Consider the following 17,141-nt stretch of genomic DNA (forward strand, 5'->3'; position numbering starts at 1 on the left):
CGTGCCGCTGAGCGATCAGCAGCGCACGGACGAGCCCGCCACCGACTCCGGTGGCGGGCTCGTCCGTCTCCGGCTGGCCGTGCAGTACGACGGCACCGGCTTCCACGGCTGGGCCCGCCAGCCGGCGATGCGCACGGTCCAGCACGAGCTGGAGCGGGGTCTGGCCACGGTGCTCCGCCGCGACGTCGACCTCACCGTCGCCGGCCGCACCGACGCCGGCGTGCACGCCACCGGTCAGGTCGTCCACTGCGACGTCCCGCGGGGGGTGTGGGAGGAGCAGGCCGCCAAGCTGGTCCGGCGGCTCCGCGGCGTCCTGCCGTCGGACGTGGTGGTCCGGTCGGTGACCGAGGCGCCCCCGGACTTCGATGCGCGCTTCGGTGCGCTGGCCCGCCACTACGCGTACCGGCTGACCGACGACCCGGCGGGTCCGCCGCCGCTGCGCCGGAACGACACGGTGGCCTGGCCGCGTCGGCTCGACGCCACCGCCATGGATCTCGCGGCGGGGCTGCTCCTCGGTGAGCACGACTTCGCGGCCTTCTGCAGGCGCCGCGAGGGGGCGACGACGATCCGCACCCTGCTGCGGCTCAAGGTCTCGAGGGCCGTGGAGGACGCCGGCGTCGAGGTGCTCCGCATCGATGCGTCCGCCGACGCCTTCTGCCACTCGATGGTGCGCAGTCTCGTGGGGGGCCTGATCGCGGTGGGTGAGGGGCGGCGCCCGCTCGACTGGCCGGCGAGCCTCCTGGCACGCTCCGAGCGGTCCAGCGAGGTGCCGGTCGCCCCGGCCCACGGCCTGACGCTGCTGGCCGTCGACTACCCGCCCGATGCCGAGCTCGCCGCCCGTGCCCAGGTCACCCGGGCGCGCCGGGGTTGACGGCCGGGCCGTCGAACAGCCGGTCCAGGCGGTAGCCCAGGATCGCCAGCGCGTCCTCGGCGTCCCGCTGCCGGCCGAGCACGCTGTCGCTGAGGCCGTTCACCAAGGCGAGCAGGCTCGCCGCCTCGATGCGGGCGTCCCGCTGTGCGTCGACATCTCCGCTCTGCTGCGCGCGCACGACGTACCCGGTCAGCAGGTCGGCGAGCGCATCCGGGTGGTCGGTGGTGCCCTCCAGCAGCCCGGGGTCGGTCAGCGTTGCGGCGAAGTAGGCCGTCCACGCCATGCGGTCCGCACGACTCGACTCGTCGGTGGGCAGGATGCTGCCGAGCACGACCTCGAGGGCCAGCCGCGGTGGCAGGCCGGCACCGTGCGCGGTGGCGCGCTCACGGACCCGGCGGTCGAACCGCGCCGCGAGCTCGTCCAGGCCGGCCCGCATCAGCGTCCGCTTGTCGGTGAAGTAGTACTGCACCAGGCGCAGCGACACCCCCGCTTCGGCGGCGACCTCCCGCATGGTGACCGCCTGCAGGCCGCGGCTGCTCGCGATGCGCAGCAGAGCCGCTGTGATGTGTGCCCGCCGTTCGCCGTGGTCGACGCGCCTGGGCATCAGGCCTCCGCGCGTGGGCAGCTCACGGATGGGGGGAAGGAGAGCACCCGGTCGGCCACCAGCTCGGGAACCTCGACCTGCAGCGCGTGGCCGGTGCCGGGGACGACCTCCACGCGCCAGTCCGGCCGTACGGCGGACAGGCGGCGGGCGACCGCGGTGGCATCGTGGATGGTGCTGCGCTCGCCGATCAGCACCTGCACCGGCGGGGCGACGCTCTCGAGCTCGTCGTCCGACCACGGCGAGGGGGCGGGGAGCCGGCGCCGGAAGGCCATGGATGCCGACACCAGGGCCATGAGGTCGTCGTCGGCGAGCGTGCCGTTCACCAGGCGCCGGGCCGCCCGGTGGCGCAGTCCCCGGGGCAGTGCGGCGGCCATCCCGCCGAGGACCACCCAGCGGTAGAAGCGGCCGGTCAGCGGCTGGAGGCCGGCCGGGTCCACGAGCGTCACCGCGGAGATCCGCCCCGGCTGCACCCGCGCGTGCTCCAGGGCCAGCCAGCCGCCGTAGGAGCACCCCACCAGGTGGGCGCCACGGGCCCCGACCCCGGCGAGCACCTCCTCGAGCCAGCCCGTGAGCGCCGGCCCGTCGGCCGGCGGCGCGGTCTGCCGGGAGCGGCCGGGCTCACCGGGTGTGTCCGCGACCAGCACCGGGTGCTGCCGGCTCAACGCGGCGACGGCGCGGTACCAGCCGATCGCGTTGCCACCCGCGCCGCTGAGCAGGACGACCGGGGCGCTGCCGGTCGGGCCGGCCCGGTATCCCCGGACGGTGCCCGCCGTGGTCGGCAGGTCGACCGGATCGACCGGGACCGGCCAGACCCGGTCCAGCACCTCGTCGTAGCGCACGAGGAACCTGTTCCGCGCTGCATCGCTGGTGAACGCGGACGGGCGGGCGGTCCTGTTGGGCATGGCGGCTCCTGCCTCGGCGGCGTTGGTGATACAGGTGTACCACCAAGCGTCGCCGGGCGGAAGGGCCGCGTCAGGGGACGGAGGCGACCGCCTCGGCGACCGGCGTCGTGCCGGAGACCAGCTCCACCACGGCTCCGTCGCGCGGGGAGTCGAGGAATGCCAGCAGCACGGCGGCGACGTCGTCGCGGGGGATCTCGCCGCGCTCCACGTGCCTGTCGAGGGTGACCCGGCCCGTGCCGGGATCGTCGGTCAGGCCGCCCGGCCGCAGCACCGTGACCGCGAGGGCGGGGCGGGCGAGCAGGTTCTGCTCGGCGGCGAGCTTGGCGCGCAGGTAGGCGGCGAACACCTCGTCGACGCCGTCGGGCGCGGCGCCACCGGCCACCAGGTCGGTCCCCATGGAGGAGACGAGCAGGTAGGTCCGCACCCCCGCCCGCTCGGCGGCGTCGGCCAGCAGCACCGCCGCTCCGCGGTCGACGCTGTCCTTGCGGGCGGCCCCGCTGCCCGGCCCGGCGCCCGCGGCGAACACGACCCCGTCAGCGCCCTGCAGCACCTCGGCGACCTCCTCGAGCGAGGCCGACTCGAGGTCGATCACCGCCGGCGTCACGCCATCGGCTTCCAGGTCGGCCCGGTGATCGGGATTGCGGACGAGCCCGACGACGGTGTCGCCGCGGCCGGACAGGAGACGGCCGAGGCGGCGAGCGACCTGCCCGTGGGCCCCAGCGATGACGATGCGCATGCCCACGCCCTACCCGGGGGGCGCGCCGGCTACCGCCCGGGCGCGCGCCAGCTCCTCGGGGGTGTCGCAGTCCAGCCACGGCGCCGGGCGGCCGGGTGCCACCGGCGGGGAGAAGCGGTCGACGGCGAGCCCGGAGACCACCCGGTGCAGGGCGCGAGGGCAGTCCGGCGCGGCCACGGCGGCGCGCAGCGCAGCCGTGCGCCAGGCGCCGAGCAGGAGCTGGTCGCGACCGGTGTCGTCGACCACCAGGACACCGTCGTGGCGCAGGCGTCGGCGCAGCTCCGCGACCAGGTGGGCGGTGAGGAACGGCAGGTCGGCGGCGAGGAGGACGACGACGGCGGTGTCCACGACCGCGAGCCCGGCCCGCAGCGCCGCGACGGGCCCACCGCCGGGCGGCGCCTCGCGGGTCAGGAGGACATCGCCCGGGACCTCCTGCGCCGGCCCCACGACGATCCGCTGCCGCGCGTCGCCGACGGCGTCGAGGACGGCCGTCAGCATCGTCCGACGGCCCACGCGCAGCTGGGGCTTGGCCTGCCCGCCCAGCCGCTCGGCCCGTCCACCGGCCAGCACCACGGCCGAGTACGGGGGCAGCGGGTCCACGCCGACACGGTAGGCCCACGGCATGGGTACCGTCCTCCGCGTGGGACGAGTCACCAGCCGCACCCCGGTGCTGCGCATCCGCGGCGCGCAGCACACCACCCGGCCCGACACGGTCGCCGCGGAGGAGCCGCTCGAGATCCGCCTGGGCGGTAGCGCGCTGGCGATCACCATGCGCACCCCCGGCGACGACTTCGACCTGGTGCACGGCTTCCTGGCGACCGAGGGCGTGATCCGCGGCGCCGACGACGTCGCGGGCCTGCGCTACTGCGACTCGGTCGACGCGGACGGGCGCAACACGTACAACGTCGTGGACGTCGACCTGGCGCCCGGCGTGCCGATGCCCGACACCGGGCTGGAGCGGAACTTCTACACGTCCAGCTCCTGCGGGGTCTGCGGCAAGGCGAGCATCGACGCGATCCGCACGAAGACCTCCTTCGACGTCGCCGCCGACACCCTGCGGCTCCCACTGGCGGCCCTGCTGGCGCTGCCGGACCGGCTCCGCGCCCAGCAGCAGGTGTTCGACAAGACCGGTGGCCTGCACGCCGCCGGGCTGTTCGGCGCCGACGGCGAGCTGCTCGCGCTGCGCGAGGACGTCGGTCGGCACAACGCGGTGGACAAGGTGATCGGCGACGGCGTGCGGGCCGGCCGGCTGCCGCTGGCCGGGCACGTCCTGATGGTGAGCGGCCGGGCGAGCTTCGAGCTGACCCAGAAGGCGGCGATGGCCGGCATCCCGGTGCTGGCGGCGGTCTCCGCGCCGTCGTCGCTGGCCGTGGAGCTGGCCCGCGAGGTCGGCATCACCCTCGTCGGCTTCCTCCGTGGCGACGGCTGCAACGTCTACACCCACCAGGAGCGCATCGCACTGGACTGACGCGGCCACCTGCACGGGCCTTGCGCGCCCCGCGAGGTGACCGCAGGAGTGGGGGCCGGAGGCTCCCGCGACGCAGGGAGGGACACGCTCAGCGCAGCTGGGGCACGGCTCCTGGCCGCGATGTCGTCCGGAGGACGACGTCAGACATGGTCTCCGCCGCGGAGCTGGCTCACCACGTGCGGGAGCAGCGGGCCGAGGACGGCGAGCCCGTCCCGCACCCCGCCGGTGGAGCCGGGCAGGTTGACGATCAGCGTGCGCGCGGCGGTGCCGGCCAGCCCACGGGAGAGGACCGCCGTGGGGACCCCGTGCTCGGCGCCGTACCGGCGGACCGCCTCGGCGATGCCGGGCGCCTCCCGCTCGAGCACCGCCCGGGTGGCCTCGGGGGTGACGTCGGTGGGGGAGAGGCCGGTGCCGCCGGTGGTGACCACCAGGTCGACGCCGAGGTCCACCGCGTTGCGCAGCACGGCCTCCAGCTCGGCGGCGTCGTCGGGCCGCACGTGCGGCCCCTCCACCGCGAAGCCCAGCTCGCGCAACCCGGCGGCGAGCACCTGGCCGCTGCGGTCCTCGTAGACGCCAGCCGCGGCCCGGTTCGAGGCGGTGAGTACGACGGCGCGCGCGCCGGCCGGGAGCGCGGCGGTCACCGGGTCCACTCCCCGCTCTTGCCGCCGGACTTCCGCAGCAGCCGGACGTCGGTGATCGTCGCCCGCGGGTCGACCGCCTTCACCATGTCGATCATGGTGAGCCCGGCCACGGTGACCGCGGTGAGCGCCTCCATCTCCACCCCGGTGCGGTCGGCGGTGCGGGCGGTGGCGGTGATCTCGACCGCGTCGTCGGCGACCTCGACGTCCACCGTCACGCCGTGCAGGGCGATCGGGTGGCACAGCGGCACCAGGTCCGGCGTCCGCTTGGCCCCGGCGATGCCGGCGATCCGCGCGACGGCGACGGCGTCGCCCTTGGGGACGCCCTTCCCGCGCAGCAGGTCGACCACCTCGGCGCTGACCAGCACCCGGCCGGCCGCGGTGGCCTCCCGGGCGGTGACCGCCTTGGCGGAGACGTCGACCATCCGGGCGGCGCCGGACTCGTCGACGTGGGTGAGGCGTGGTTCGGTCACTGGAGCGCTCCCTCGATCAGCATGACGTCCACGGAGGCGTCGGCGGGCAGTTCGGTGACGTCCTCTGGCACGACGACCAGGCAGTTGGCCCGGGCCAGGTGTGCGACCAGGTGGGAGCCGGGTCCGCCGACCTGGGAGACCTCCCCGCCCTCGTAGCGGCCGCGCAGGTACTGCCGGCGACCGGCGGGGGAGCGCAGCGGGCCGGCGAGCCGGGCGGGTACCCGCACCCGGGCGGGCGAGCTGTGCCCCAGTGCCCGGCGCAGGGCCGGGCGGACGAAGACCTCGAAGGAGACGAAGGCGCTCACCGGGTTGCCGGGCAGGGTGACCACGGGGACGCCGTCGACCGTGCCGGCGCCCTGGGGCCCGCCGGGCTGCATGGCGACCTTGCCGAACTCGACGGTGCCGAGCGTGCGGAAGGCGTCCTTGACCACCTCGTAGGCGCCGGCGCTCACCCCGCCGCTGGTGATGAGCAGGTCGGCCGTCGCCAGCTCCGCCCGCACGGTGGCGAGGAACTGGTCCACGTCGTCGGGGACGAAGTGCAGTCGCCGGGGGATGCCGCCGGCCTCCTCGACCGCGGCGGCCAGCAGCACCGAGTTGGACTCGTAGATCTGCCCCCGCACCAGCGGCTGCCCCGGTGCGACGAGCTCGCTGCCGGTGGAGAGGACCAGTACCCGCGGCCGGCGCCGGACGACCAGCTCCGAAACCCCCACCGCGGCGGCCAGGCCCAGCTGGGCGGCGCCGAGCGGGGCCCCGGCGGGGAGGGCCACGGTGCCTGCGGTGATGTCCTCGCCAGCCGCCCGCAGGTGGCTCCCGGCGGGCGGGCGGTCGCGGATCTCCACGACGTCGGTGCCCCCGTCGGTGAGCTCCACGGGGACGACGACGTCGGCCCCCGGGGGCAGCGGGGCCCCGGTCATGATGCGGTGGACGGTGCCCGGCGCCAGGGGGACGACGTCGGTGCGCCCGGCGGGGATGTCCTCGGCCACCGGCAGCCGGACCGGGCCGCCGTCGTCGCCGGCGAGCTCGGCCCACCGGCCGGCGTAGCCGTCCATCGCCGAGTTGTCGAAGCCCGGCAGCGGCACCTCGGCGACGACGTCGCGCGCCAGCACCCGGCCGTGCGCGGCCGACAGGGGCACGGTCTCCTCGGGCAGGGCGGGCAGCAGGGCGTCCACCACCGACTGGTGTTCCTCGACCGTGCGCACGGGGCACATCCTCGCCCATCGCCGCGTGCCCGCCACCGGCGGTGGAAGGAGGCGCGTGGATGGCAGCGGTCGTCGTGCTGGGCCAGATCGGCCGCGATCTGGTGCTCCGGCTCTCGCGGGTGCCCGCGGCCGGTGGGTCGGCCCCGGCCACGGGGCGCCGGGAGCTGCTCGGCGGGAAGGGGGCGAACCAGGCGGTCGCGCTGACCCAGCTCGGCGTCCCGGTGGCGCTGGTCGGCGTCGTCGGCGACGACGCCGCGGGACGCGACGTGCGGGCGCAGGCCGCCGCCGACGGGATCGACGTCTCCGGCGTCGTCACCCGGCCGGGCACGCCCACCGCGCTGCTGGTCGACCTGGTGGAGGACGGCGGCCGCCGGCGGCTGGTCGAGGACGTGCCGCCCGGCGCGCTGCTGACCCCCGCCGACGTGGCCGGCGCGGCCGAGCAGCTGGCGGCCTGCCAGGTGCTGAGCCTGCAGCTGCAGCAGCCCGGCGCGGCGGTGCGCGCGGCGCTGGCGCGCGTTCCCCGGACGGCCCTCGTGGTGGCCGACGGCGCCGCGGAGGACCCGGCGACGAGGGAGGCGGTGCTCGCCCGCGCGGACGTCGTCCGGGCCGACGCCACCGAGGCCGAGCTCCTGGTCGGCCGCCCGCTGCCCCGTGTGGAGGACGCCCGCGACGCCGCGGCGCAGCTGCTGGCGGCGGGCCCCCGGCTGGTGGCGATGGCGGTGGGGAAGCAGGGCGACCTGGTGGCCTGGCGGTCCGGACCGGCCCTCGGCGTCGCGGCGGGGGAGCGCGAGGTCGACCCGGCGTGGGCCGATGGCGAGCTCGTCGTGCCGCTGCTCGGGGAGGCGCCGGTCGACCCGACCGGAGCCGGGGACGTGTGGGTGGCGGCGCTCGTCGCCGCGCTGCTCGGCAGGGGCGGCCCCGAGGACGCGGCCTGGCTCGCCGCCGCGGCGGCGGCCGCGACGGTCTCGCACGCAGGGGGCAGGCCGGCGCTGGACCCGGCGGTGCTGGCCGACGTGGTCGCCCGCGAGCGCGGACGCCTGGGAGTCCGGATATCGTCCGGTCGTGGCTGAGATCGACCGGATGCTCGAAGCGAACGCGGAGTGGGCCGAGCGGTTCCCCGGCAGCAAGCCGGTGGCCCCGGCCCGGAAGGTCGCCGTCGTGGCGTGCATGGACTCCCGGATGCCGCTGTTCCCCCTCCTGGGTCTGGAGGTCGGTGACGCGCACGTCATCCGCAATGCCGGCGGCGTCGTCACCGAGGACACCGTGCGGTCGCTGACCATCTCGCAGCACCTGCTCGGCACCCGGGAGATCGTGCTGGTCCACCACACCGACTGCGGGCTGCAGAAGAGCAACGACGTCGACTTCGCCGACCGGGTCGAGCAGGCCACCGGCCGCCGTCCCCCGTGGTCGGCGCGCACGTTCACCGACGTCGACGCCGACGTCCGCGAGTCGATGCGGCTGCTGCGGGACTGCCCCTACCTCCTGTCGCGCGAGGTGCGGGGGACGGTCTACGACGTCGACACCGGGCGGCTGCGCGAAGTCCGGTAACCGGCCGTCAGCGGCCCCCGTCCAGGGTCCCGGTGACACGCTGGAACGGCCCCCGTCCAGAGGCTCGCCCCGAGCCTGCGAGGGGTGAGGAGGACGGAGGTCCTTCGACTGGTATCGTGCTCGGTTGGCGCGCGTGCCGGCTGGTGCCGCGCGTGCAGAACCGTCTCCCGTGCTCGGCGAGGCGATCCCACCAGCCATCCCGACGACGACGGAGGACGCGCGCCGTGCGCACGTACACCCCCAAGCCCGGCGAGGTCGCCCGGGCCTGGCACGTCATCGACGCCACGGACGTGGTGCTCGGTCGACTGGCCAGCCAGACCGCGCAGCTCCTGCGCGGCAAGCACAAGCCCCAGTACGCCCCGCACGTGGACGTCGGCGACTTCGTCGTCATCGTCAACGCCGGCAAGGTCGCCCTGACCGGGTCCAAGCGCGAGGACAAGCGCGCCTACCGGCACTCCGGCCACCCGGGTGGCCTCAAGACCATCAACGTGGGCGACCAGCTGCGCACGCACCCCGACCGCGTCATCGAGCGCGCGATCAAGGGCATGCTGCCGCACAACAGCCTCGGTCGGCAGATGATCAAGAAGCTCAAGGTCTACGCCGGCCCGGAGCACCCGCACGCCGCGCAGCAGCCCCAGACCTACGAGATCAAGCAGGTGGCCCAGTGACCAGCGCACTGACCGTGACCGACGCCGAGGGGCGTCCGGTGCAGACCGTCGGCCGGCGCAAGGAGGCAGTCGTCCGCGTGCGGCTGCTCCCCGGCACCGGCCAGTTCAAGCTCAACGGCCGCACCCTCGAGGAGTACTTCCCGAACAAGGTGCACCAGCAGCTCATCCGTGAGCCGTTCGTGACCCTCGAGAAGGCCGAGCAGTACGACGTCGTCGGCCTCCTCAAGGGTGGCGGCGTCACGGGCCAGGCCGGCGCGCTGCGCCTGGCCATCGCCCGCGCCCTCATCGAGGTCGAGAGCGAGGACCGCCCGGCCCTCAAGAAGGCCGGCTTCCTGACCCGTGACCCGCGGGTCAAGGAGCGCAAGAAGTACGGGCTCAAGAAGGCCCGCAAGGCGCCTCAGTACTCCAAGCGCTGACCGGCACGGCTGCGTCGGCCATGGGGGGCAGACTCTTCGGCACCGACGGCGTCCGGGGTCGGGCGAACGCCGACCTCACGCCGGAGCTGGCCCTCTCGGTGGCACGCGCCGCCGCAGGCGTGCTCGCCGACCGCGACGGGACCTCGCGTCCCGTCGCGGTCGTCGGCCGCGACCCCCGTGCCAGCGGGGAGATGCTCGAGGCCGCGGTCGTCGCGGGCCTCACGAGCGCCGGAGCTGAGGTGCTCCTCGCCGGGGTGGTCCCCACGCCGGCGCTGGCCTGGCTGACCGGCCGCAGCGGCGCCGATCTCGGCGTCATGATCTCGGCCAGCCACAACCCGATGCCCGACAACGGCATCAAGCTCTTCAGCCGGGGCGGGCACAAGCTGCCCGATGCCGTCGAGGCGGCCATCGAGCAGACCGTCGCCTCCGGCTCCTCCGACGGCCACCGCCCCACCGGCGGCGGGGTCGGCCGCGTCCGCGCACTCGACGACGGCACCGACGCCTACGTCGAGCACCTGCTCGGCACGGCCGTCCGGCCGCTGACCGGCCTGTCCGTCGTCGTGGACGCCGCCCACGGAGCGGCCGCCACGGCCGCCCCCGAGGTCTACCGGCGGGCCGGCGCGACGGTGCACGCGATCGGCTGCGCGCCCGACGGCTGGAACATCAACGACGGCGTGGGCTCCACCCACCTCGGGCCGCTGGTCGAGGCCGTCCGGGCGCGCGGCGCCGACATCGGGCTCGCCCACGACGGGGACGCCGACCGGTGCCTCGCCGTCACCGCCGACGGCGACGTCGTCGACGGCGACGCCATCCTGGCCATCTGCGCGCTGGACCTGCACGAGCGCGGTGCGCTGAAGTCCGACACGGTCGTCGCGACGGTGATGAGCAACCTCGGGTTCCACCACACGATGCGCGACGCCGGGATCACCGTGAGCACGACGGCCGTCGGCGACCGCTACGTGCTCGAGGCCTTGCGCGCCCACGACCTCAGCCTCGGCGGGGAGCAGAGCGGGCACCTCGTCTTCCTGGAGCACGCCACCACCGGCGACGGCCTGCTCACCGGGCTGGCCCTGCTCTCCCGCATGGCCGGCACCGGCGCCTCGCTGGCGGAGCTGGCCTCGGTGGTGCAGCGGCTGCCGCAGGTGCTGGTCAACGTGCCGGTCTCCGACCGCCTCGCCGTGGCCGAGAGCGACGAGGTCGCCGCCGCGGTCAACGCGGTGGAGGCGGAGCTGGGCGACAGCGGCCGGGTGCTGCTGCGCCCGTCGGGCACCGAGCAGCTGATCCGCGTCATGGTGGAGGCGCCCACGCAGGAGCAGGCCGACGCCGTCGCCCAGCGGCTCGCGGAGGTCGTCGCCGCGGTCGGCTGACGGCTGGATCCGGCCTCACCCCTCGGGGCGGACCGGTCGCGCGCGGGGGACGAACGGGCCACGGTCCCCGGTACTCTCGGTGAAATGTGCGGCATCGTGGGATACGTCGGCCCTCAGGACGCGCTGGACGTCGTCCTGGAGGGGCTGCGCCGGCTCGAGTACCGCGGGTACGACTCCGCGGGCATCGCCGTGGTCTCCGGCGGTGAGCTGAGCACGGCGAAGAAGGCCGGCAAGCTGGCCAACCTGGAGAAGGTGCTGGCCGACGAGCCGCTGCCGGCCGCCACGATCGGCATCGGGCACACCCGGTGGGCGACCCACGGCGGCCCCACCGACCGGAACGCCCACCCGCACGTCTCCGGTGACGGGACCGTCGCGGTGATCCACAACGGCATCATCGAGAACTTCGTGGCGCTGCGGGCCGAGTGCGAGGCCGCCGGCGTGGAGTTCACGTCGGAGACCGACACCGAGGTGGTGGCCCACCTGCTCGCCGCCGTCTACGGGGCGACCCCGGAGGGGCCGGGCCGGCTGGCCGAGGCGATGCGCGGGGTCTGCCGGCGGCTGGAGGGCGCGTTCACCCTCGTCGCCACCCACGTCGCCGAGCCCGACACCCTCGTCGCCGCCCGGCGCAGCAGCCCGCTCGTGGTCGGCATCGGGGAGACGGCCGACGGCGTGGCCGAGTACTTCCTGGGCTCCGACGTCGCGGCGTTCATCGGGCACACCAAGGAGGCCCGGGAGCTCGGCCAGGACCAGGTGGTCGAGATCGACCGCACCCGCGGGCTCACGGTGACCGGCTTCGACGGGGCGCCGGCCGAGCCCACGGCCTACACGGTCGACTGGGACGCCGCCGCCGCCGAGAAGGGCGGCTACGACTGGTTCATGCTCAAGGAGATCGCCGAGCAGCCGCAGGCGATCGCCGACACCCTGCTGGGCCGGCTGGGCGAGAACGGCGAGCTGGTTCTCGACGAGGTCCGGCTGTCGGACCAGGAGCTCCGCGACATCGACAAGATCTTCGTCGTCTCCTGCGGCACGAGCTACCACGCGGGCCTGATCGCCAAGTACGCCATCGAGCACTGGACCCGCATCCCGGTCGAGGTGGAGGTCGCCAGCGAGTTCCGCTACCGCGACCCGGTGCTCGACCGCTCCACGCTGGTCATCGTCATCAGCCAGTCCGGCGAGACGATGGACACCCTCATGGCGCTGCGGCACGCCAAGGAGCAGAAGGCCCGCGTGCTCGCCATCTGCAACGCCAACGGCTCGACCATCCCCCGGGAGTCCGACGCCGTCCTGTACACCCACGCCGGCCCCGAGATCGCCGTCGCATCGACCAAGGCGTTCCTCGCCCAGGTCGTCGCCTGCTACCTCGTCGGGCTCTTCCTGGCCCAGGTGCGCGGGGTCAAGTACGAGGACGAGATCGCCGCGATCGTCGAGGACCTGCGGCAGCTGCCCGACGCCGTCGAGAAGGTGCTGGAGCAGATGGAGCCGGTGCGCGCGCTGGGCCGGTCGCTCGCCGACGCGGGCACCATCCTGTTCCTCGGCCGGCACGTGGGGTTCCCCGTGGCGCTGGAGGGCGCGCTCAAGCTCAAGGAGCTGGCCTACATCCACGCCGAGGGCTTCGCCGCGGGCGAGCTGAAGCACGGGCCGATCGCCGTCGTCGACCAGGGCACCCCGGTCGTCGTCGTGGTGCCCTCGCCGCGCAGCCGCAACTCGGTGCACGGCAAGGTCGTGTCCAACATCCAGGAGGTCCGAGCCCGCGGGGCGCGCACGATCGTGATCGCCGAGGACGGCGACGACGACGTGGTGCCGTTCGCCGACCACCTGATCCGGGTGCCGCGCACGCCGACCCTCATGGCCCCCGTGGTGACGACCGTGCCGCTGCAGGTGCTCGCCTGCGAGATCGCCGACACCCGTGGGTACGACGTCGACCAGCCGCGCAACCTGGCCAAGAGCGTCACCGTCGAGTAGAAGGACCTCGATGCCCCCCACGACTCGCTCCGCTCGCCGCGGGCCCCTGCATCGAGGCCGTTCCATCCGGTCGCCTCGGTGATCATCGGGGTGGGGATCGACGTCGTGCCGGTCGAGCGCTTCGCGCAGTCGCTCACCCGCACGCCGGGGCTGCGCGACCGGCTGTTCACCGCCGAGGAGCAGCGCACCCCCTCCGGGGCCCCGCGGACCGGGGAGTCACTGGCCGCCCGGTTCGCCGCCAAGGAGGCGCTCGCCAAGGCCCTCGGCGCGCCCGGTGACCTGCGCTGGCACGACGCCGAGGTGACCGTCGGCGAGCACGGGCGCCCGCAGCTGGCCGTCCGCGGCTCGGTGGCCGGGCGGGCCGCGCAGCTGGGCGTCACGTCGTGGCACGTCTCGCTGAGCCACGACGGCGGCATCGCCTCCGCGGTGGTCGTCGCCGAGGGCCTGACCCGGGAGGCCACATGATCGACCTGCACACCGCCGCGGAGGTGCGGGCGGCCGAGGCCCCGTTGCTGGCCGCCCTCCCGGACGGCGCCCTCATGCAGCGGGCGGCTGCCGGGCTGGCCACCGTGTGCCTGCGGCTGCTCGCCCGCCCGTACGGCGCCCGGGTGGCCCTGCTGGTGGGCGCGGGGAACAACGGCGGCGACGCCCTCTTCGCCGGCGCCCGGCTCGCTGCCCGTGGCGCCCGGGTAACCGCCGTCCTGCTGGCTCCCGACCGCACGCACCCGGCCGGCCTCGCCGCCTTCCGCCGGGCCGGTGGCCGCACCGTCGACGCCGGGTCGGCCGGTCCGCTGCTCGACCGCGCCGACCTGGTGCTCGACGGCATCGTCGGCCTGGGCGGCACGGGCGGGTTGCGGCAGCCGGCCGCCGCACTCGTCGAGCGGGCCGCCGCTGGGCCGGCGCACATGGTGGCGGTCGACCTGCCCAGCGGCGTGGACGCCGACACCGGTGCCGTGCCGGGCGCTGCCTTCCCGGCGACCCACACCGTCACCTTCGGGGCGGTCAAACCGGGCCTGGTCACCGGGGCCGGCCGCGGCTGCGCCGGGCAGGTGCACCTGGTCGACATCGGGCTCGGGCCGCACCTGCCGGCACCGACCGCCCGCCAGCTGACCGACGCCGACGTCGCCGCCCGGCTGCCGCTGCCCGACGCCGACGACGACAAGTACTCGCAGGGGGTCGTCGGCGTGGTCGCCGGCTCGGCCGCCTATCCCGGGGCCGGGGTGCTCTGCACCGGTGCGGCGCTGCGGACCCGTCCCGGGCTGGTGCGCTACGCCGGGACGGCGGCCGACGGCGTGCGGGCCGCGTGGCCGGAGGCGATCGTCACCGACGGCCGGCCGGGGGACGCCGGCCGCGTGCAGGCGTGGGTGGTCGGGCCGGGCCTGGGCACCGGCGACGACGCCCGGAGCGTGCTCGCCGAGGTGCTCGCCACCGATCTGCCCGTGCTCGTCGACGCCGACGGGCTGACCCTGCTCGCCCGCGAGCCCGAGCTCGTGCGCCGCCGGGCGGCCGCCACCGTGCTCACCCCGCACGACCGGGAGTTCGCCCGCTTCGGTGCCGAGCCCGGGGACGACCGCCTCGGGGCCACCCGCCGGCTGGCGGCCGACCTGGGGGCGGTCGTCCTGCTGAAGGGCGACGCCACCGTGGTCGCCGATCCGGAGGGCACCGCGTTCGTCAACGGCACCGGCACCCCGTGGCTGGCCACCGCGGGCACCGGCGACGTGCTCTCGGGCATCGCCGGCGCACTGCTGGCGGCGGGTCTGTCCGCGGCCGAGGCGGCGGCGGTGGCCGCGCACGTCCACGGGCGGGCCGGGCAGGTCGCCGCGGCCGGCGGCCCGTTCCTCGCGGGCGACGTCGTGCGACACCTCCCCGAGGCGATCAGCCGGGTCCGTGGGACCTCGCCGGCCGGCCTGCCAGACTCGGAGGCGTGACGAACGGAACCGGTGCGGAGGTGGTCGTCGACCTCGACGCGATCGCCCGGAACACCGCGGTGCTGCGCGAACGGGTGGGCCGCCCGCTGATGGCGGTCGTCAAGGCCGACGGGTACGGGCACGGTCTCGTCCCCTCGGCGCGGGCCGCGCTCGCCGGCGGTGCCGACCAGCTGGGCGTGGCGGTGATCAGCGAGGCGCTGGCCCTGCGGGCGGCGGGCATCACCGCGCCGGTGCTGGCCTGGCTCAACGGCCCGGGTGCCGACGTCGCCGCTGCGCTGACCGCGGACGTCGAGGTGTCGGTCAACGCCGCGTGGGGCCTCGCCGAGGTCGTCGCCGCCGCCCGGGCGACCGGCCGGACCGCGCGGCTGCACCTGTTCGTCGACACCGGGCTCTCCCGGGAGGGCGCCCCGGTGGCCGAGTGGCCGGCGCTCGTGGCCGCGGCCGCCCGCGCGCAGGCCGACGGCGACGTCGTGGTCGTGGGGCTGTGGAGCCACCTGGCCTACGCCGACGCGCCCACGCACCCCACCATCGGCGCGCAGGTGCGGGTCTTCGAGGAGGCGGTCGCGGTGGCCCGGGCAGCCGGGCTCACCGACGCCCGCCGGCACCTGGCCAACTCGGCGGCGACGGTCGCCCTGCCGGGGACCTGGTACGACATGGTGCGCCCGGGCGTCGCCGTCTACGGGCTGGACCCCCTCGGCGGGGACGCCGCCGACCACGGCCTGCGGCCGGCGATGACGGTGCGGGCCCGCGTGGCGCTCACCAAGCGCGTCGCAGCCGGGGCCGGGGTCTCCTACGGCCACACCTACGCGACCCCGGCCGAGACCACCCTGGCCCTGGTGCCCGTCGGCTACGCCGACGGGGTGCCGCGGGCCGCTGGCAACAGCGCCCCCGTCCTGGCGGCGGGCACGCAGCGGACCATCGCCGGCCGGGTGTGCATGGACCAGTTCGTCCTGGACGTCGGCGACGACACGATCGCCGCCGGCGACGAGGTGGTCCTCTGGGGGCCGGGGGACGGTGGAGAGCCGACCGCCCAGCAGTGGGCGGACGCCGTCGGCACCATCCACTACGAGCTGGTCACCCGGATCGGCGGGCGGTTCACCCGCCGCTACGTCGGGTCGGCGGGGGCGGTCTGATGGCGCGGAACCGCTCGCGGCCGGCCCGGCGCCCGCACAAGCACCCCACGGCGCACGCCGCCGGCCTGCTGGGTGCCGTCGTCGGGCTGGCCGCCGCCGGCACCGCGGCCGGCGTGGCGCTCAGCCGGGTCGCGGCCCGCCGCGTGCGCGCTGCCGAGCTCGGCCCCGCCGCCGAGCTCTCGGCCGCGCGGGCCGAGCGCCGGCTGCGGCAGGCCGACCCGCTCGGCGCCGACGCCCGCCCGGCCGACCGCACCGCACTGGTGCGCGCCGACGACGGCGTGCTCCTCTCCGTGGAGGAGATCGGGCCCCGCGACGCACCCCTGACCGTCGTCTTCGTGCACGGCTACACGCTCTCGATGGCGTCGTGGGCGTTCCAGCGACGCACCCTCGCCGCGGAGCTGGCCACCGGGAACGGGCACCGACCGCAGGCCCGGCTCGTCTTCTACGACCAGCGCGGCCACGGCTCCTCCGGCCGGGGCCCGGCCGAGCACTCCACCATCGAGCAGCTGGCGGCCGACCTCGTGGCGGTCCTGGACGCCCGGGTGGCGCGTGGACCGGTCGTCCTCGTCGGTCACTCCATGGGCGGGATGACGATCATGGGCCTGGCCGCGACGCGACCGGACCTGTTCGGCAGCCGGGTGCGCGGCGTCGCACTCGTCTCCACCTCGAGCGGCAACCTCGCCGACCTCAGCTTCGGTCTGCCCGAGATGCTCACCCGGATGCGGGCCGCGGTGCTGCCGGTCGCCGCCTGGACGATGCGCCGCCGGCCGGCCTTCGCCGAGCGCACCCGTCGGGTGGCCGCCGACCTCGTCTCGGCGGCGACCCGGGCGCTCTCGTTCGGCTCGTCCGACGTCGAGCCCGCGCTGGTGCGCTACGTCGACGCGATGATCGCCGGCACCCCGGTCGACGTCATCGCGGAGTTCTACCCGGCGCTCGCCGGCCTGGACGAGACCGGTCGCCTGGAGCCGCTGCGCCGGGTGCCGACCCTGGTGCTCACCGGGGACCGGGACAGGATGATCCCCAAGGAGCACAGCGACCTCATCGTGGAGCGGCTCGACGCGACGGGGGAGAACGCCGTCGACTACGTCGTCGTCCCCGGGGCCGGTCACATGGTCCCCCTGGAGGAGCCCGACCAGGTGAGCCGGGCGATCGCCGGGCTGCTCCGGCGCGTGGCCGCCGGGCTCGGCGTGGGCGCGACGAGCTGACCCGGCCCCCGGAGCGGGCCTGC

19 protein-coding genes are annotated in these 17,141 nt (G+C 75.9%); 12 read left to right on the top strand and 7 right to left on the bottom strand.

The features are described 5' to 3' along the window. Window position 1 precedes the first annotated feature (1 nt). Window positions 2-871 carry a tRNA pseudouridine(38-40) synthase TruA gene (truA, locus tag ACI79K_RS15315; RefSeq protein WP_456600090.1) on the top strand — a complete coding sequence of 290 codons (870 nt, stop codon included), beginning with the start codon at window positions 2-4 and terminating at the stop codon, window positions 869-871. On the opposite strand, the gene ACI79K_RS15320 is transcribed toward truA, so the two are convergent. From ACI79K_RS15320 to mobA, 4 genes are all read right to left on the bottom strand, one after another. Then, entirely contained in the window at window positions 849-1,475 is a 627-nt protein-coding gene (locus ACI79K_RS15320; RefSeq protein ID WP_456600091.1) for a TetR/AcrR family transcriptional regulator, read from the bottom strand. The two genes, truA and ACI79K_RS15320, sit on opposite strands and share 23 nt — an antisense overlap. Continuing rightward, complete coding sequence (locus tag ACI79K_RS15325; RefSeq protein ID WP_456600092.1) at window positions 1,475-2,377, bottom strand: alpha/beta fold hydrolase; 903 nt, start codon at window positions 2,375-2,377, stop codon at window positions 1,475-1,477. The genes ACI79K_RS15320 and ACI79K_RS15325 overlap by 1 nt, the downstream gene beginning before the upstream one ends. A gap of 70 nt (window positions 2,378-2,447) precedes the next feature. Then, window positions 2,448-3,113, bottom strand: a complete 666-nt coding sequence (locus ACI79K_RS15330; protein ID WP_456590434.1) for an NAD(P)H-binding protein — start codon at window positions 3,111-3,113, stop codon at window positions 2,448-2,450. A gap of 9 nt (window positions 3,114-3,122) precedes the next feature. Next, entirely contained in the window at window positions 3,123-3,713 is a 591-nt protein-coding gene (mobA, locus tag ACI79K_RS15335) for a molybdenum cofactor guanylyltransferase (RefSeq protein WP_456600093.1), read from the bottom strand. Between the two features lie 40 nt (window positions 3,714-3,753). On the opposite strand from mobA, the gene fdhD reads away from it, so the two are divergent. Next, on the top strand, window positions 3,754-4,581 hold the full coding sequence (fdhD, locus tag ACI79K_RS15340; RefSeq protein ID WP_456600094.1) for a formate dehydrogenase accessory sulfurtransferase FdhD: 828 nt from the start codon (window positions 3,754-3,756) through the stop codon (window positions 4,579-4,581). Window positions 4,582-4,721: 140 nt separating this feature from the next. On the opposite strand, the gene ACI79K_RS15345 is transcribed toward fdhD, so the two are convergent. The 3 genes from ACI79K_RS15345 to moeA are packed head-to-tail and all read right to left on the bottom strand — an operon-like array spanning window position 4,722 to window position 6,891. After that, window positions 4,722-5,222, bottom strand: a complete 501-nt coding sequence (locus ACI79K_RS15345; protein ID WP_456590431.1) for a MogA/MoaB family molybdenum cofactor biosynthesis protein — start codon at window positions 5,220-5,222, stop codon at window positions 4,722-4,724. Then, a complete protein-coding gene (gene moaC, locus ACI79K_RS15350) occupies window positions 5,219-5,692 on the bottom strand; it encodes a cyclic pyranopterin monophosphate synthase MoaC (RefSeq protein ID WP_456600095.1) in 474 nt (157 codons plus the stop codon). Before moaC ends, ACI79K_RS15345 begins: the two co-directional genes overlap by 4 nt. Then, a complete protein-coding gene (gene moeA / locus ACI79K_RS15355) occupies window positions 5,689-6,891 on the bottom strand; it encodes a molybdopterin molybdotransferase MoeA (protein ID WP_456600096.1) in 1,203 nt (400 codons plus the stop codon). The genes moaC and moeA overlap by 4 nt, the downstream gene beginning before the upstream one ends. Before the next feature lie 59 nt (window positions 6,892-6,950). On the opposite strand from moeA, the gene ACI79K_RS15360 reads away from it, so the two are divergent. From ACI79K_RS15360 to ACI79K_RS15405, 10 genes are all read left to right on the top strand, one after another. Beyond that, window positions 6,951-7,961, top strand: a complete 1,011-nt coding sequence (locus tag ACI79K_RS15360; protein ID WP_456600097.1) for a PfkB family carbohydrate kinase — start codon at window positions 6,951-6,953, stop codon at window positions 7,959-7,961. Then, window positions 7,954-8,439, top strand: a complete 486-nt coding sequence (locus tag ACI79K_RS15365; protein ID WP_456590427.1) for a beta-class carbonic anhydrase — start codon at window positions 7,954-7,956, stop codon at window positions 8,437-8,439. The genes ACI79K_RS15360 and ACI79K_RS15365 overlap by 8 nt, the downstream gene beginning before the upstream one ends. Before the next feature lie 224 nt (window positions 8,440-8,663). After that, window positions 8,664-9,107, top strand: a complete 444-nt coding sequence (rplM, locus tag ACI79K_RS15370; RefSeq protein ID WP_456590426.1) for a 50S ribosomal protein L13 — start codon at window positions 8,664-8,666, stop codon at window positions 9,105-9,107. Beyond that, on the top strand, window positions 9,104-9,523 hold the full coding sequence (gene rpsI, locus ACI79K_RS15375; protein WP_456590425.1) for a 30S ribosomal protein S9: 420 nt from the start codon (window positions 9,104-9,106) through the stop codon (window positions 9,521-9,523). Before rplM ends, rpsI begins: the two co-directional genes overlap by 4 nt. 20 nt (window positions 9,524-9,543) lie before the next feature. Further along, window positions 9,544-10,890: a phosphoglucosamine mutase gene (gene glmM / locus ACI79K_RS15380; protein WP_456590424.1), complete on the top strand. Its 1,347-nt coding sequence runs from the start codon at window positions 9,544-9,546 to the stop codon at window positions 10,888-10,890. Window positions 10,891-10,974: 84 nt separating this feature from the next. After that, window positions 10,975-12,852 carry a glutamine--fructose-6-phosphate transaminase (isomerizing) gene (gene glmS / locus ACI79K_RS15385; protein ID WP_456590423.1) on the top strand — a complete coding sequence of 626 codons (1,878 nt, stop codon included), beginning with the start codon at window positions 10,975-10,977 and terminating at the stop codon, window positions 12,850-12,852. Between the two features lie 78 nt (window positions 12,853-12,930). Continuing rightward, a complete protein-coding gene (locus tag ACI79K_RS15390; RefSeq protein ID WP_456590422.1) occupies window positions 12,931-13,317 on the top strand; it encodes a holo-ACP synthase in 387 nt (128 codons plus the stop codon). After that, window positions 13,314-14,780, top strand: coding sequence for an NAD(P)H-hydrate dehydratase (locus tag ACI79K_RS15395; protein WP_456600098.1), 1,467 nt, complete (start codon window positions 13,314-13,316; stop codon window positions 14,778-14,780). Before ACI79K_RS15390 ends, ACI79K_RS15395 begins: the two co-directional genes overlap by 4 nt. Further along, window positions 14,777-15,913 (top strand): alanine racemase, encoded by a 1,137-nt coding sequence (alr, locus tag ACI79K_RS15400; protein WP_456590420.1) that lies wholly within the window; start codon window positions 14,777-14,779, stop codon window positions 15,911-15,913. The genes ACI79K_RS15395 and alr overlap by 4 nt, the downstream gene beginning before the upstream one ends. Next, window positions 15,913-17,118 carry an alpha/beta fold hydrolase gene (locus ACI79K_RS15405; protein ID WP_456600099.1) on the top strand — a complete coding sequence of 402 codons (1,206 nt, stop codon included), beginning with the start codon at window positions 15,913-15,915 and terminating at the stop codon, window positions 17,116-17,118. Before alr ends, ACI79K_RS15405 begins: the two co-directional genes overlap by 1 nt. The last annotated feature ends 23 nt before the right edge of the window (window positions 17,119-17,141 follow it).

This window comes from Blastococcus sp. SYSU DS0616 (assembly GCF_054051015.1).